This is a genomic window from Haloferula sp. BvORR071, assembly GCF_000739615.1.
GTDB lineage: Bacteria > Verrucomicrobiota > Verrucomicrobiia > Verrucomicrobiales > Akkermansiaceae > Haloferula.
In genome coordinates this window covers 81,822-96,000 of sequence record NZ_BATP01000047.1, presented here as the reverse complement: position 1 = coordinate 96,000, position 14,179 = coordinate 81,822, and the positions used below count along the sequence as shown (strand labels likewise).

The 14,179-nt window shown below is 62.1% G+C and carries 14 protein-coding genes and 1 tRNA gene; 8 read left to right on the top strand and 7 right to left on the bottom strand.

Translation table 11 applies throughout. The features are described from left to right. Positions 1 to 13: 13 nt before the first annotated feature. The gene (locus tag BV071_RS24520) at positions 14 to 1,009 is read right to left on the bottom strand and encodes a hypothetical protein (protein WP_035612761.1); all 996 of its coding nucleotides are present in this window, start codon (positions 1,007 to 1,009) and stop codon (positions 14 to 16) included. A gap of 196 nt (positions 1,010 to 1,205) precedes the next feature. Between BV071_RS24520 and BV071_RS24515 the strand changes: the two genes are divergently transcribed. From BV071_RS24515 to BV071_RS24505, 3 genes are read left to right on the top strand one after another with little or no spacing between them, the layout of a single operon-like run. Next, complete coding sequence (locus tag BV071_RS24515) at positions 1,206 to 2,924, top strand: VanW family protein (RefSeq protein ID WP_052573851.1); 1,719 nt, start codon at positions 1,206 to 1,208, stop codon at positions 2,922 to 2,924. A 20-nt stretch (positions 2,925 to 2,944) separates the two neighbouring features. Beyond that, complete coding sequence (locus BV071_RS24510) at positions 2,945 to 3,691, top strand: murein L,D-transpeptidase family protein (RefSeq protein ID WP_265594830.1); 747 nt, start codon at positions 2,945 to 2,947, stop codon at positions 3,689 to 3,691. Between the two features lie 46 nt (positions 3,692 to 3,737). Further along, entirely contained in the window at positions 3,738 to 4,439 is a 702-nt protein-coding gene (locus BV071_RS24505) for a hypothetical protein (RefSeq protein ID WP_035612758.1), read from the top strand. A 13-nt stretch (positions 4,440 to 4,452) separates the two neighbouring features. Here BV071_RS24505 and BV071_RS24500 read toward each other — a convergent pair whose 3' ends face one another. Then, complete coding sequence (locus BV071_RS24500; protein ID WP_265594829.1) at positions 4,453 to 4,857, bottom strand: hypothetical protein; 405 nt, start codon at positions 4,855 to 4,857, stop codon at positions 4,453 to 4,455. A gap of 61 nt (positions 4,858 to 4,918) precedes the next feature. Then, a complete protein-coding gene (locus BV071_RS24495; RefSeq protein WP_052573850.1) occupies positions 4,919 to 5,374 on the bottom strand; it encodes a hypothetical protein in 456 nt (151 codons plus the stop codon). 128 nt (positions 5,375 to 5,502) lie between these two features. On the opposite strand from BV071_RS24495, the gene BV071_RS24490 reads away from it, so the two are divergent. The 3 genes from BV071_RS24490 to BV071_RS24480 all read left to right on the top strand — a co-directional run bounded on the left by BV071_RS24490 (position 5,503) and on the right by BV071_RS24480 (position 7,752). Continuing rightward, a tRNA-Arg gene (locus BV071_RS24490) sits at positions 5,503 to 5,576 on the top strand. A 397-nt stretch (positions 5,577 to 5,973) separates the two neighbouring features. Then, positions 5,974 to 6,465 (top strand): TspO/MBR family protein, encoded by a 492-nt coding sequence (locus BV071_RS24485; protein ID WP_035612752.1) that lies wholly within the window; start codon positions 5,974 to 5,976, stop codon positions 6,463 to 6,465. A gap of 60 nt (positions 6,466 to 6,525) precedes the next feature. Next, positions 6,526 to 7,752 carry a sialate O-acetylesterase gene (locus BV071_RS24480; RefSeq protein WP_035612749.1) on the top strand — a complete coding sequence of 409 codons (1,227 nt, stop codon included), beginning with the start codon at positions 6,526 to 6,528 and terminating at the stop codon, positions 7,750 to 7,752. A gap of 644 nt (positions 7,753 to 8,396) precedes the next feature. Here the strand turns inward: BV071_RS24480 and BV071_RS24470 are convergent. The 4 genes from BV071_RS24470 to BV071_RS24455 all read right to left on the bottom strand — a co-directional run bounded on the left by BV071_RS24470 (position 8,397) and on the right by BV071_RS24455 (position 13,441). Then, positions 8,397 to 8,726 carry a hypothetical protein gene (locus tag BV071_RS24470; RefSeq protein WP_265594828.1) on the bottom strand — a complete coding sequence of 110 codons (330 nt, stop codon included), beginning with the start codon at positions 8,724 to 8,726 and terminating at the stop codon, positions 8,397 to 8,399. 49 nt (positions 8,727 to 8,775) lie between these two features. Next, complete coding sequence (locus BV071_RS24465; RefSeq protein WP_052573849.1) at positions 8,776 to 11,094, bottom strand: TIM-barrel domain-containing protein; 2,319 nt, start codon at positions 11,092 to 11,094, stop codon at positions 8,776 to 8,778. A gap of 432 nt (positions 11,095 to 11,526) precedes the next feature. After that, positions 11,527 to 12,831: a glycosyl hydrolase gene (locus tag BV071_RS33625; protein WP_052573848.1), complete on the bottom strand. Its 1,305-nt coding sequence runs from the start codon at positions 12,829 to 12,831 to the stop codon at positions 11,527 to 11,529. A 121-nt stretch (positions 12,832 to 12,952) separates the two neighbouring features. After that, entirely contained in the window at positions 12,953 to 13,441 is a 489-nt protein-coding gene (locus tag BV071_RS24455; RefSeq protein ID WP_265594827.1) for a DoxX family protein, read from the bottom strand. Positions 13,442 to 13,539: 98 nt separating this feature from the next. On the opposite strand from BV071_RS24455, the gene BV071_RS35710 reads away from it, so the two are divergent. Both BV071_RS35710 and BV071_RS35705 read left to right on the top strand, forming a co-directional pair. Further along, on the top strand, positions 13,540 to 13,776 hold the full coding sequence (locus BV071_RS35710; protein WP_052573846.1) for a hypothetical protein: 237 nt from the start codon (positions 13,540 to 13,542) through the stop codon (positions 13,774 to 13,776). Further along, entirely contained in the window at positions 13,773 to 14,168 is a 396-nt protein-coding gene (locus BV071_RS35705; protein WP_052573845.1) for a YiiX/YebB-like N1pC/P60 family cysteine hydrolase, read from the top strand. The genes BV071_RS35710 and BV071_RS35705 overlap by 4 nt, the downstream gene beginning before the upstream one ends. Positions 14,169 to 14,179 lie beyond the last annotated feature (11 nt).

Sequence of the window (14,179 nt, the reverse complement as noted above, 5' to 3'; positions counted from 1 at the left end):
AGATCACGACGAATCACTGGACCTGCTCAAACTGCCCGGGCGACTTCTCAAAGCTCATCGTCTTCTCGTGGAGCTTCGACCAATATTGGATCACCACCGTGACCTCACCGCCTGCCGCGGAACCTTCGACCAGGAATGCAGGGTTCACGTTCTCGATCTTCTTGCCGCTGGCAATCACGTCGATCTTCGCGACTTGCAGGGGAATGGGCGCGACCGAGCGGCGATCGCCGAACGGACTCGCCACCACTTCTTCTTTTGCGGCACCAAGCTTGGGATCGCGGATGCGCACACTCAACTGCTCCTTGTCGCCGAAGGGATTCATCTGATCCACCTGAACTTCGAAGGGTCCGATTGCCGATTTCCCGCTCTTGATGTCGCCGCCCTTGGTGCCTTTGAGCTGCAACTTGGCATCGGCGGTTTTCAAGCCGGACCCGAAGACAGCCTGGACTGTCCCTTTCAATTGGGAGCTCTTCAGTTCGTCGGCGGAATGATCGCCTTCGATGAACAAGCGGAACTTCACCTCCCGCAAGCCACCGGCGCTCTTTGGCGTCGCCGGTGCCGGGTCGGCCTCTAACTTCCGCTTCGCGGACTTCCACTCCGCTCCGCCATCGACCTTGAAGCTGGCAACGGTCTCCCCCGCCGTTCTGATCCCCGCGAGGTTCTCGCCTACGGCCAAAAACCCGAAGGTGGCACCCGTGGGTGCTTCCTGCCCATCCGCAGCAAAAGGATCGTTCTCGCCCGGACGGGAACCCGAACCGTAGTCGTAGCGGATCTTCGCCACAGTGCGGGCCTTGAGCTTGGCTGCACTCTCAGGGGCCAGATCCAGCTCCTTCAGGGAAACCGTCTTACCTGCCCGGGTGACAAATTCGCCTGTCTTTGCCCCATCTTTTTCCTCGGCCGTGATCAGCTCTAGTTCGGCTTCCTTGCCGTCCTTGTTGGTCCATTTTTCAAAGTCCGCGGCGGCGGTTGTGACGAGGATGAGGCTGGCCAAGAGGAGGCGGGGGATCATCAGAAAACCCTGAGTGCTCCGGATTCCGGATGTCAAGAAACCCTAACTAGAAGAGCCTCCGCAGTTCACAGAATTTTCATGCTGGTTTTGTAGCATTTCAGGAATAAGCTGCGTAGAACATTCCCGTGCCTCCGGGCATCTCATGCAAAGCCACTCTGCCCCCGAACGGGATTCTCCCACCCGGCTCCAAGCATTCGTGTTCCACCTGAAGACCCGCGCTTTGCAGGTCAGGCGGGGCTTGCTGGAGCTTTCTTCGCGGCCGCCTCATCACGGACCGGCCACCGCGCTGATCGATCTGCCGGTGGTGGCGGAGAAGCGGGGGCCGCTGTGGCGGGCGCTGACGCCGGCGGAGTTTCCGCTGACGGCGGGCAAGGTGGAGAACCTGCGGCGGGCGCTGCGGGAATTCCACGGGGTCGAGGTGCCGGCCGGGCAGGTCTTCAGCTTCTGGCGGCAGCTGGGGCGGACGACCCGTGCGAGGGGCTTCACCCATGGCCGCGAGCTGCGCGAGGGTTGCCTAGTGCCGGCGCTTGGCGGCGGGCTCTGCCAATTGAGCGGCCTGCTCTATCAGGCGGCGCTGGCGGCGGGCTTGGAGGTGGTGGAGCGGCATGCGCACTCGCGGGTCGTGCCGGGATCGAGCGCGGAGCAGAATCTGGATGCCACGGTTTTCTGGAACTATGTGGACCTGCGCTTCCGCAGCGATGCGCCGTGGCGGATCGAGGCTGAGCTGAGCGCTTCAGAATTGATCATCCGCGTGCGGGCTGCACGGGCGGGCGTGGTGAAGGCCGCGGTCCCCGCCCCTGCCGTGCCGCGTGAGGCACCCTCCGGGGATTGCCTGACTTGCGGGATGATCGAGTGCTTCCGCCATCCGGCGGCGACTTCGGCGCATGCGGCGGCACTGGGGCACTCGGCATTTTTGTTAGACGGCGTCTGGCCGGAGTTTGACCGCTGGTGCCGCGGGCACTCGCGCGAGGGTGACCGCTGGTTCACGCCGCTCGATGGCCGCCGCTGGAACAAGCCGAACTACAAGTGGTCGCCGCCGCCGGGGGTGAGCACGCGGCATGCGACGCTGACGACGCTGCTGCGTTCCTTCCGCCAGCGGCGCTTGCCGGGGCAGGGTGCGGTGCGGCAGCTTGCCTTGTTAGACGGAGAGGCCGCACTGGCGCAGCGCTACGCGGAGATGCTCGATCCGCAGTGCCGCCACGTGGTGGTTTCACAGAACTTGCTGCCGCATTTGTGGAAGACCGGTGGACTGGGTGGCCGCAGTTTTGATGTGCTGGTGAACCGCTGGCCGATGGAAGAACTGCAGCGCCGGCTGGATCAGGCGAAGCAGGCACACCCGGAATCGACCACACTGGGCGACTTCCGCGCCGATCCGGAATTGCTGCGGGCCGAGCGCGAGGCACTCGCCGCTGCGGCGCGCCTGGTCACGCCGCACCGTGCGATTGCCAAGCACTTCGGCACGCGGGCTTGGTTGATCGATTGGGAGATGCCGCAACTGCAGGAGCGCAAGCCGGCGGACAAGCCGATGATCTTCTTCCCGGCCTCACGGCTCGGGCGCAAGGGCGCCTTCGAGCTGGCCGCGGCTTTCAAGGAAGGCATCGATGCCGAGCTGCGGATCCTGGGCCGTGCGAATGAGGGCGCGGCGGATCCCTTCGCGGGCATGGAGACTTCGCAAGGAAGCGCGGCGGACCTCGCGGCGGCGAGCGTGGTGGTGCTGCCGGCCTGGATCGAGCACCAGCCACGGCTGGCATTGCTGGCGCTGGCAAGCGGAGTCCCGGTAGTCGCCACGGAGGCCTGCGGACTGCCGGAGCATCCACAGCTTCACCTTTTGTCCTCGCCGGATGCCGCTGCCTTGCGGACAGTTCTCGCGGCGGTCCTGCAACCCGCCGCCGAGGTCACATGCGCCGCTTGCTGACAGCAATAGGGAGAGCCGCTTTGAAAGCCGCGCTGCCGATTGCACTCCTTTCGCCTTGCACGCCGGGGCAGGAAGTGGCGCAGGATCCCTTCGTGGTCGAGACCTGTGATAGTGGCACCCTGCCCGGACCGGAACGCGCCGCCGCGGCTGCAGCCCGGGTGAAGCCTGAGCTGGAACAAGCGCTGAAGGAGAAGGGCCTACACCTCGGTGACCCGGTTTTCCTGCGCGCCTTCAAGGAGGAGAACCAGCTTGAGCTCTGGGTGCTCAAGCGCGAGACCGGGAAGTACGATTTGTTCCGTACTTGGCCGGTCGCGCGGAAATCCGGCGTGCTCGGCCCGAAGCTCGCGGAGGGCGATGGCCAGGTGCCGGAGGGTTTCTACTTCGTCCCGCGCGCGGGCATGAAGCCGGACAGCACCTTCCACCTCGCCTTCAACATCGGCTACCCGAACGAATACGACCGTTTCCACGAGCGCACCGGCACCTTCATCATGATCCACGGCAATGAGGTCTCGATCGGTTGCCTGGCGATGACCGATGCGAAGATCGAGGAGATCTACACGCTCTGCGATGCCGCGCTCACGGGCGGGCAGCAGTACTTCCGCGTGCACATCTTCCCCTTCCGCATGAGCGCGGAGCGCCTCGACAAGGAGCACGCGAACCACTGGTATTCCTTCTGGCAGGAGCTCAAGGAAGGCTACGACTCCTTCGAGAAGAACCAGGTCCCACCGGAGGTCACGGTGGAGTTGGGGCGTTACCGATTCAAGTAAGTCGTCTCCCTGCGATTTCAGAGCTGCTCCTCCTCGACGACCGTTCATGCGCTACTACATCGCCCGCCGCAGTTCTGATCCCAAAGTCTTGGGTAACAACAGCGGCATCAAGCAGGCCAACATCAAACGGGCGGGCTTTCGCGACCCTTTGGAATACGACCGCCTGATGGCGGATCTCGGCTCCAACCACTATTGGGAAGTCCGCGATTCGATTCCGGGTGGCAACTATCAGGTTCAGGGCGTGGAGATGTGGAAGAAGTCCAAACTCACCGACTTCCTCCAATTCGGGCCTCACCTCATGTTTTGTCCCTTCCTGATTTCGCCAAAGGTGCAGCGGGTCCTTGACGGCTTCAAGGTAGCGGGCGCGACCAGCTTTCCGGCGGAAGTGAGGAAGGGAGAAGGCTCATGGCCCTATCATCTCTTCTACATCCTGCCGATGCCTCTCGGGATGATCCAGTTTCCAGCGTCCGCCTTTTATGAGGGGCTGGCCCTATCCGGAAACCCGACACTCGTCTTCCAGGACGAGGCGGAGTTTGCTTCCGCGCGAGCCAAAACCTCGCTGAATATTCGCGAGCTTGTCCTCAAACGCGAATTTGCCGACATGGATTTCTTCGCACTGCCAACCACAGATTTGGTCGTATCAGAAGCCCTTAAAGTGGAACTTGAGGAGAACCACGCGACATCAGGGCTCAATCTCCTGCCCGCATTCGGAATCGTGCCGTGGCCGGTGATCTCGGTAGGCGATTGAAAAAGTGCGGGCCTTACCGCTTCAAGTAGCCGCCGGGAGCTCGCCCTTCAAACAGCGCAATCACGCTCGGCCGGCAAAGCACGATGATGGTGAAGACCCCGAGCGCCGTACCGAAGGGGAATTTCAGGCAGGAGAGCGCGGCGACCACGATGCAAAAGCCCCGGCACTTCCGCTTGTTGAGGCATATTCCGCAGACAACCGGCAACAGCACCACACCCAGAATGCACAGCACCCAAAACAGCGTGGCAGCGCCTGAGGCGTGAAGTCGGCCAGTCCACTCTGACACCACACATTTGATCAAGGGCAAGGCGCCGAATGCGTAAAGGCCACCCGCGATGAAATAGGACAGCGACAGGATCCGCAAATGGTTCGCGTCCGTTTGAGCCCGGTAGGCCTCGGCTGCCTGGGGATCGTGCACGAGGTCAGCGCACCAAAACTTCACGGGCTCCGCCAGTGCAAAGCGGCCCGCGCTTTCCACTCTAACGCCTTGGGGAGAGGGAGCGATCAAACAGCGCGATCACGCTCGGCCGGCAGAGCACGATGATGGTGAAGACCCCGAGCGCCGTGCCCAAGGGGAAGCTCAGGCAGGAGAGCGCGGCGACCACGATGCAGAAGGTCCGGTTCTTCCGCTCCAGCAACCAGCGGCCGCAGAGGAAGTCCAGCAACACCACGACCGCCGAAAACAGCAGCATCACCACGCCGAAGCCGCCGAACAGCCAACCGACTTCCGGAGGGACGCCGGCACCCTGGGCATCCAGGCTACCCTGCATCCCCGCGTCCCCCATGAACTGGGCTCCGGCGATAAAGAAGACCAAGAACCCGAGCGTGCCCAAGACTCCCAGACCGGCGAAGATAAAGTAGAAGATCGCCAGTAACTTGAGGTGACTGGCATCCTCCTGGGCCTGATAGGGATTGGGCGGCGGCAGGTTTTCCATCCCGGTATCGCACCAGATGCGCCGCCGCTCAACCAGTGCAAAGCGCCCCGCGCTTTCTACCCATCCCGGTTTGACCTTCGCCGCCGGAGGGGCTAGAACGCCCCGCGGCCCATCAAAAAGCAATCAAAGCACCCGTAGCTCAGTTGGATAGAGCTCCCGCCTTCTAAGCGGGTGGTCACTGGTTCGAGTCCAGTCGGGTGTGCTTCTTCCGTCGGTGACTTCCCCCACCTGGCCGCGCCTCTTCCTCTTCAGGGCCAAAGGCCCGACCTATAGCGGCGGGTCTAATCAACGGCACAACCGTCGATGCCCCGATCCACACGGACGACCGCCTCTCACTCCCTCACAAGGTCGCTGGCTCGATCCTCTCTGGGCAAACGGCCCAGGAAAAGTATCGCCACAGGTCGAGGGCTGAAGGCCCGATCCAACCGCGGACGGCATCGCGAGACGGAGCTTGCTTTCGGCTATTTCATGGCCGCGGCGGAGAGATCCGCGCAGTCTGCGTTCAGCAACGCCTCCGCACAGAAGGGCACCGACCTTTTGTAGCTCATCGAATACCGCCAGCGAAAGAGCGAGCCGGACAAGTTCGTCATCTACAAACCATGAGCACCCTGCGTCTCCCGATGAATCCGCGTTTTCCCATCCTCGGCCTCGCCGGATGGATCGCACTGTGTTTTGTCGCTCCCGCGCTGGGTGCGTTTGCGATGCCCGACACCTGGTATGCATCGCTGCAGAAGCCTTCGTGGAATCCGCCGGCGTGGCTGTTCGGCCCGGTGTGGACCGCGCTCTACATCACAATGGCGGTAGCGGCCTGGCTGGTTTGGCGGCGCGGTGGCTTCGCTTTGCAACGGGTGCCGCTGACCTGGTTCCTCGTCCAACTCGCGCTCAATGCCGCATGGACGCCCCTATTCTTCGGCTTGCATCGGCCCGATCTCGCGTTCGCGGACATCGTGCTGCTGTGGTTGGCTATCATCGTAACGATCACGGTCTTCCGACGAGTGCATCGCGGTGCAGGCTGGTTGCTGGTGCCCTACCTCGCGTGGGTCAGCTTTGCTTCGGTGCTGAACTTCACCTTGTGGCGGATGAACCCGTAATCCATCGGACGACTTGGTCATGCATCGCCATCTCCCACGACCTCATCACCTCCCTTCACAATGAAAATCACGAGCTTGTCGCTTATCACCCTCCTCCTCGCGGGACCACTCCACGCGAAGCCGCTGAAGGTCTTCATCCTCGCCGGGCAGTCGAACATGGAGGGGCACGCGAAGGTCGAGACCTTCGACTATATCGGCGATGACCCGGCGACCGCGCCGCTCTTGAAAATGATGCGTGGGGCGGATGGGAAACCAAGCGTCTGCGAGCGTGCGTGGATTTCGTATTTCACCGGCCCCTACGATGGGAGTGCCAACGGCGAAGGCATTGGCAAGTTGACGGCGGGATATGGCGCGAGAGGCGATCATCCGACGCAGGACGGCGGGAAAATCGGGCCGGAGTTCACGTTCGGCCTCACGATGGATGCGGCGCTCGAGGAGCCGGTGCTCATCATCAAGACGGCATGGGGCGGGAAGAGTCTGCACACGGATTTTCGTCCGCCGAGCGCGGGACCGTATCAGCTCAATGATTACCAAAAGAAGCTCTACTACGGCCCGCCGGGGCACGGCGTCCCGAAGGACATGGATGTGTGGCTCGCCGAGAAGAAGAAGGACACGGGACGCTTCTACGGGCTGATGATCGAGCATGTGAAAAGGGTGCTCGCCGACCCCGCGCGCGTCGTGCCGGGCTACAACCCAGCGCAAGGCTACGAGATGGCGGGCTTCGTCTGGCTGCAAGGTTTCAACGACATGGTGGACGGCCACGTGTATCCGGATCACGGCATGCCCGGCCGCTTCGACCTCTATAGCGAGTGGCTCGCGCATTTCATCCGCGACGTGCGGCGTGATGTGGGCGCTCCGAAGATGCCCTTCGTCATCGGGGTCCTGGGCGTCGGCGGTGTGCACGCAGACAAGGACACCATCGAGTTTCGCAAAGCGATGGCTGCTCCTGCGGCGCTGCCGGAATTCGCAGGCAACGTCTTCGCCGTGGAGACCGCGCCGTTTTGGTCGGATGAACTCGACGCGATCGACAAGAAACGCGCGAAGGTAGCCCAGATGGAACATTTCCTGAACTCAAAGCACAAAGACCACGCCAACGCCGACGGCATGATGACCGAGGAGCAAAAGCGCGACTACCTGAAGAAATACGAAGCCGAGATCATCACCCCCGCCGAAGCCGCGTTGTGGAAGCGCGGCGCGTCCAACGCCGGCTACCACTACCTCGGCTGCGGGAAGACCTTCGCGCTAATGGGCCGGGCCTTTGCGGAAGCGCTGATCCAGAAGCGATGAGCGCGAAGGCATCGAAATCAAGCGACAACCCAATTCACTCACTGAAAGATATCACCGTGAAAGAACCGCTGATCACTCTTACCTGTGCCGCACTGTGAGGTCCTCAACCGGGCTACAGATTTTTATAAAATGCTCAAGGCCACTACCCACGCATCTCCCTCTTCAGGGCCAAAGGCTGGACCTATACCAGCCTGGGCCAACGGCCCAGGAAAAGCATCGCCATAAATCGAGGGCTGAAGGCCCGATCCAACAGAATGGAATAACGATGGAGCAGATACCCGAAATTCCGCTCGTTCCCTCTCCTCAGACGGATTCGGCCAAAGACGCGATCGGTTTCCGATGGGCGTCTCCAGTGGTGGGGACGCGGCACAAAGTTGGAGGCTTTCCTGATTGGCTTCAGGGAGATAATACTCCGCAATGCGATTGCGGTAAGCCAATGCAGTTCTATGGACAGCTGGATTCGATTGGCGATCGATTCTCTCTTGCTGATGTGGGCATGATCTACGTCTTTGTCTGCTCCGATTGCTGGACTACGAAAAGTGTCCTCCAAAGCGGCTGAGACGATGACTGCGGCAGGCACCACCGACCTTTTCAGGGCGAAAGGCCCGACCTAACAGAGTGGAATTCCGCTGACTTCACTTGGGTCAAAGCCCCTCAATGAAAGGATCCGCGTAGGGCCCCAGCCGCGGATCACCCTCCCGCAGCTCAAGAGCCGATAGAACCGGGACCAATTCCGCAGGATCGCCGTAAAGGACCGCTCTCCCGTAGGGCACCCGCAGGACCACGCCAATCCATTGCCTGGATGGAAGCACAAACGCCCACTGGTCCTCCTCGCCACCATAAGTGCGCATCCAATCCGTCTCGACGAAATGTGGTTCCCCCAGCATGGCACGCAATTCCTGGCGCTCAATGTGGAGTTCGGCCAAGGCCCAAGGCGGAGATGCAAAGGGTAGCGAAATTGGGGTCAGATTCATGGATTCCTTTTGGATCGCGACTGTCGCAATCGGATGACTCAACCCGTGGCTAGAACCCCACCTCCACCAACTCCCCAGAGTAGCTCACGCTCTTCCCCTCCCCCGAAGGCACCAACTCGCACCGAATCGTCTTCTCCCCCACCTTCCGCCCATACCGCCCAGCATCCTCCGGCTGGATCGTAAGCTTCCGCGCCTTGTCGTCCCAGCGGATCCCGGCAAGCGCCGCATCGCCCTTGAGATAGCCCAAGCTATCCCCATCATCCTCGTAGATCCGCGCGCTGCCATCCGCGCCCTCGTAGATCCGCAGGGTCAGCGGCTCATCCACTTTCTCCGCGGTGTATTGGCGGATCGGATCCACCGGCACGATTGCTCCCGCACGAACGAAAATCGGCATGGTGGCGAGATCCACCTGACGCGTGATCGTCGCCCCACCTTCGCGGCGCTCGCCGGTCCACCAATCATACCAAGTCCCGGCGGGCAGATAGACCTCCCGTGCGGTGGCGCCCTTTTCGAAGACCGGCGCGACTAAGAGGTCCCTCCCCCACAGGTATTCATTGCCGATCCCGCGGGCCTTCTGGTCCTCCGGATAATGCAGCCACAAGGCCCGCATGAAGGGCAGGCCCTTGTCCCGCGCTTCCCAAGCCAGCGTGTAGTTGTAAGAGAGCAATTGGTAGCGCAGCTCGGCATAGCGCTTGGCGATCGGCTCGATCGCCGGGTTGTTCAGCGCGGAGAGTTCCGGCGGGGTCTTGTCCTCGATCGGGCCGTGATGATCGAGGCCCCAGCCCCAGGGCAAACGCGTCCACCAAGTGCGGCCGTGCGCGCGGAAGGAAGGACAGAAGGCCGCGAACTGGAACCAGCGCGCGTAGAGTTCGCCGGTCAGTTCCGTCGTCGAGAGGAAGCCGGCGATATCCGAGCCCCAGTAGGGCGAGAGGCTGAGCGAATGATTGAGTCCGACCGCGATCTGCGCTTCCAGCGTCTTCCAGGTCGATTGGGTATCGCCCGACCAGACCCAGCCGCCCCAGCGCGCGATGCCAAGGTAGCCATTGCGGTGCAGGCTCCAAGGCCGCTGGTCCGGCGTGGTCGAGAGCGGCCCTTGGTAGTAGAGCTGGTGGCGCTTCACGCGCTCGTGGAGGTCGAACCAATCGCCTTCATCCGGCCACCAGGCATCCACGCCCATCTTCACCAGGGGCTCGTGCTGCTGCCAGTAGTCTAACAAATGGGATGGCCCGCGGGCCTCGCCTTCCTGCGGCGGGATATTGCCCTGCAAGGTCGGCAGCTTGTTGCGATCCCAAGGCACCATGTGCAGCACCACTTTCGCATGGCGGGCATGGACATCGGCGATGAACTCGGCGGGATCACGCTTCATGACCTCCGGATTGAACTCGAAGGAGGGCTGCGGTTTGTTCCAGCCGCGCGGCGTGAAGCCGGTGCCGAGGTAGATGACCGCATCGAGCGGGATCTTCTTCTCGCGGAAGCTATCGACGATGCCGAGCATCTGCTTGTCGTCCTCCAGGGTGCGGTGGGACTGCATGTAGCCCAGCGCCCACTTCGGCGGCATGACCGCGGGCCCGCTGATCTCCGCGACATCCTTCATGAAGGCCGCGGGCTCCTTGGCATCGAAGACGAAGAGATCGACCAGACCCGGCACCATGCTGTCCATCGGCGGGATGCCCTTGCCGAGCTGCTTGCCTTGGTCACCGAAGTTCTGGCGCATTTTCGCCGGGTCCTGCTTCGCGATTGGCAGGAAGCTCCCCTGCTCCGGCTTGCTCAGATCGATGCGGCCCCAAGGCGAGCTGAAGAAGAGCCCCCAGCCACCGGTGCCCACCAGCAGCGGCACCGGATTGCGCGAACCATAGGCATCGGACTGCCAACGCGGCTCCATCGTTTCCAAACGGCCGCGGCGGTCGAACTCAACGGGTTCCTTTTTCCAATCGCGGTCCTTCGGCGGCAGCGGTCCGCCCTCGCCGAGGCCGAGCACCGGCTGGTCATCGAGATGGAAGCGGACATTGCCATCGGGATCGAAGACGAGTTCCTGGATGAGATCGCCTTGGGGGCGGCGGACGCGGAGGGTGAGAGGCTCGCTGCTCACCTCGATCTTCAGATCTCCGGCAGATGCCTGCACCGGTGCCGTGATCTCTTTCAAGCGCAGCACTGGCTCCGGATAGGCACGCTCCGGCAACAAGGGACCTTCGGGAAAATCCTTCGTGTAGCTCAGCGGCTTGAGCGTGATGCGCAGCGCGCGGGCACCGGCAACACGAACATCGAGTTCAGCAGGCTGGCCAGCGGTGGTGAGCACCGCAGCCTTCGCATCGTGCGTGAGCGCGAAGACGACGGCGAGGCTTTGAATGAAGAATAAGGAAAGTCTCATGGGCGGCACCGTCGATTCACGTTTCAATAGAATAGAGCCGCGGATTCCGGGCAAGGTTTGGTTCTGACCGCAGCATCATCGTCTCGTGTCCAACAAACAGGACGGCCCACTGGGTGCGCCGGTCTTTAGCCGGCCGAGCGGTACCCGACGGCCCGCTCTATCTGGCTTACTCATCCTCCGCGGCAGCGCTATCCGCCCGTCCCGTCTCTTACGTTACCACTCTTTTGAAGGGGAGATTAGGCAGGCTTTGATGATGAGTTCGCTCGACCATCCAAGCCGGCTAAAGCGCGGCGCTCCCAGTGGGGCCGTCCGTTGTTGGTAACCTTGGGATGACCCGGCACCTCATTCTTATCCCATTCATCCTATCCATCCCGGTCCCTTCTTGGACCTAAATGCCCAGGACCGCCGCAGCGGCTTGCAACGCCGCTCTCCCTACTTCTCCTGCTTGTAAGCCAGGGGCGAAACCTTGTCCCGGTAGATCTCGCCCGCGGGTGTCAGCGAGCCGTCCTTGCGTTGCACCATGCGGCCGTCCTCGACCCAGTTGTAGAGGGCGTAACGCTCCACGAAGGGCGTCTTGTCGAGCATCTTGATCATCTCGTCCACGGCCTTCGCCTGGTCCTTCTCGGTCGGATCCTTGCCGCCGGTCCAGTTCGCGCCGTTGTTCCACTCGGTAATCCAGATCGGGCGGCCGGTGCGTTCGTGGATCTCCTTGATGAAGTTGTAGAACTGCGCCGCGGCTGCCTTGCCATCGCCTGGATCCGCGACGGCGCGGTAGTAGTGCACCGCCACGAAGTCCACGCGCAGCTTCGCCGCATCCGCCTTCTTCATGAAGTCGTAGAGCCAGCCCAAGCCGCCATCCGACACTGCGGGCGAGCCAAGCCGCAGGCCGGTGGCCAGCAACTGCGGCCACGCGGCGATCGCTTCATCCGTGGTCATCTTCGCCTGGTCCGGGCGGTCCGGTTCATTGAAGCCGAGCAGATGGGTCGAGCCGCGCGCCTTCCAATCCTGATCGAGGCCCGGCCAGTCCTTCTTCTGCTTGATCGGCACATACTCCAGCTCCGCGGTGGAGTTCTGGTTGAGGTTCCAATTGTAGTACCAGCCGACATTCAGCTTCTGATGGATGTCACCGGCGATGCCCTTCTTGCTGGTCCAGTGCCAGGGGAAGATGCGGACGAAGCGGACCTTGCCATCCAGCTCCTTGCCCAGATCCTTCACCTCGAGGTCCTGGTCCTGCGCGACGTAGTTCTTGCTGAAGCCGCTGCCGTTCTCGTTTTCCGCGAGCGTAGCCATGTAGCCATGCTTGAGCTTGAAGGATGTGATCGCACCCTTCATCGAGCCCAGCTTGCTGTCGTTGTACTTCACGTGGCACTCCAGCGACATCGATGGCCCGCTGAGCGACTTGCCATCATACACGGTCATCGCCGGGAACTTCGGTCCCTGTGGGATCACCACGCAGCCGGACTCATACTGTGCCACGCGGACGTTCGCGTTCAGCACCGCCGGCTCGTAGTTCACCAGCAGCCGGTCCATGTAGGTGGAGATCAGCTTCGCTGGCGGCAGGTCATCCACGAAGAGCCAGGCATCCGGCGAATCGAAATTGTAGGCGCTCTTGCCAAGCATCTCCGCCTTCTCGTGGACGGACTTGTTGCCCGTGAGCACCACCTTCCGCACCGCCGCGGTTTGCGCCGGGGCGACGGCGACCATCAGGAAGGACAGCAGGAGGGGCAGGCAGCGCATGGAGGGATAACCTGTAAGACAGGCTCCGGTTGCTCAAGGAACGAAAGTGCCAGCCCCCCGTTCGTGGGGGTGGCGTGGAAATGACGGATTCAGAATTTCCGAATGACGAATTCGGCATTCGTCATTGTCCGGGCAGTTTCAGCCGGGTACCGCCGAAGACATAGTCATTCCCCTTCCGGCTGAGGATCCAGATGAAGAAGATGGCCAACCAGTAGGCGCCAAATTCCAGGAACTTGAGGGAGTAGTTCATGGCTGGGCCGGTCGAATTCCCGTCGCAGCCGCAGGCGATATTGAGGTTCTCATGCCACGCGTGGCCGACGCCGAAGGCAAAGACCGCCACCAGGCCCGCCATGACCCAGAGTGCGCCGCGTTTCCACAAGCCGATCACCAAGAGGGCCCCGGAAATGATCTCCACCCAAGGGACAGTGTAGGCCACCACTGCATCCAGCGGCGGGTGGACCAGCTTGTAGTTCGCCACCGCACGGGTGTACTCACTCAACCCGGCCACGAAGATCTTCTTGTAGCCGCTATACACGAACCACCCGCCCAGCACGACGCGCAGAGCCAACGCCACATAGGCGGCGGGATCGGGTGATTTTCTGGGTGGCACGGTCGTTCCTTTAACACATTTTAACAATCCAGCCAAGTCCGGAAGCGCCGTGACTTCCCGTTTGGCCTGCGGCGGCAATGATGTAAACTAGCACGATCATGCCCCGTCGCTTCGCTTTTTCGCTATTGGCCGCAGCCTGTGCCTTCAGCTCGCCTTTCGCCCATGCCATTGAAGAAGGCGACTACGCCTTGAAGACCGGCGATGTGGTCTTCCAGAGCAGCAATGGCGAGCAAGCCGAGGCGGTCCGCAAGGCGACCGGCTCGCGCTTCACGCATTGCGGGGTGGTCTTCGAGCAGAATGGCGAGTGGAAGGTGCTGGAGGCTCCCAGCCGGTGAAGGTCACGCCGCTGGCCGAGTTCCGGAAGCGCAGCCTGCCCGGAACCTTCCAAGTCCGCCGCCTGAAGCAGGAGCTCAGTCCGGAAGCGATGGCCGCCGGCCGGGAGTGGGGCGCCAAGCAAGTCGGCCTGAACTACGACAAGCAGTTCCGCTGGGACGATGAGACCCTCTACTGCTCCGAGCTGGTCTGGAAGGTCTACAAGAAGGCTGGCGTGGAGCTCTGCCCCACCCGTCACTTCCGCGACTACGCCCTCGAATCCGAGGAAGTGAAGGCCATGATCAAGGAGCGCTACGGCTCCGAGGACAAGCTGCCGCAGGAGGAGCCGGTGGTCTCACCAGGGGATCTGGCAGATTCGCCGCTGCTGCGGGAGGTGCTGATTCAGAAGAGCTAGACGAGAAGAGC

Coding starts and splice junctions, on each gene's coding strand:
- BV071_RS24520 (WP_035612761.1), bottom strand. CDS start 1,009: ATGATCCCCCGCCTCCTCTTGGCCAGCCTCATCCTCGTCACAACCGCC.
- BV071_RS24480 (WP_035612749.1), top strand. CDS start 6,526: ATGAAAATCACGAGCTTGTCGCTTATCACCCTCCTCCTCGCGGGACCA.
- BV071_RS24485 (WP_035612752.1), top strand. CDS start 5,974: ATGAGCACCCTGCGTCTCCCGATGAATCCGCGTTTTCCCATCCTCGGC.
- BV071_RS33625 (WP_052573848.1), bottom strand. CDS start 12,831: ATGCGCTGCCTGCCCCTCCTGCTGTCCTTCCTGATGGTCGCCGTCGCC.
- BV071_RS24470 (WP_265594828.1), bottom strand. CDS start 8,726: ATGAATCTGACCCCAATTTCGCTACCCTTTGCATCTCCGCCTTGGGCC.
- BV071_RS24505 (WP_035612758.1), top strand. CDS start 3,738: ATGCGCTACTACATCGCCCGCCGCAGTTCTGATCCCAAAGTCTTGGGT.
- BV071_RS35710 (WP_052573846.1), top strand. CDS start 13,540: ATGCCCCGTCGCTTCGCTTTTTCGCTATTGGCCGCAGCCTGTGCCTTC.
- BV071_RS24465 (WP_052573849.1), bottom strand. CDS start 11,094: ATGAGACTTTCCTTATTCTTCATTCAAAGCCTCGCCGTCGTCTTCGCG.
- BV071_RS24495 (WP_052573850.1), bottom strand. CDS start 5,374: ATGGAAAACCTGCCGCCGCCCAATCCCTATCAGGCCCAGGAGGATGCC.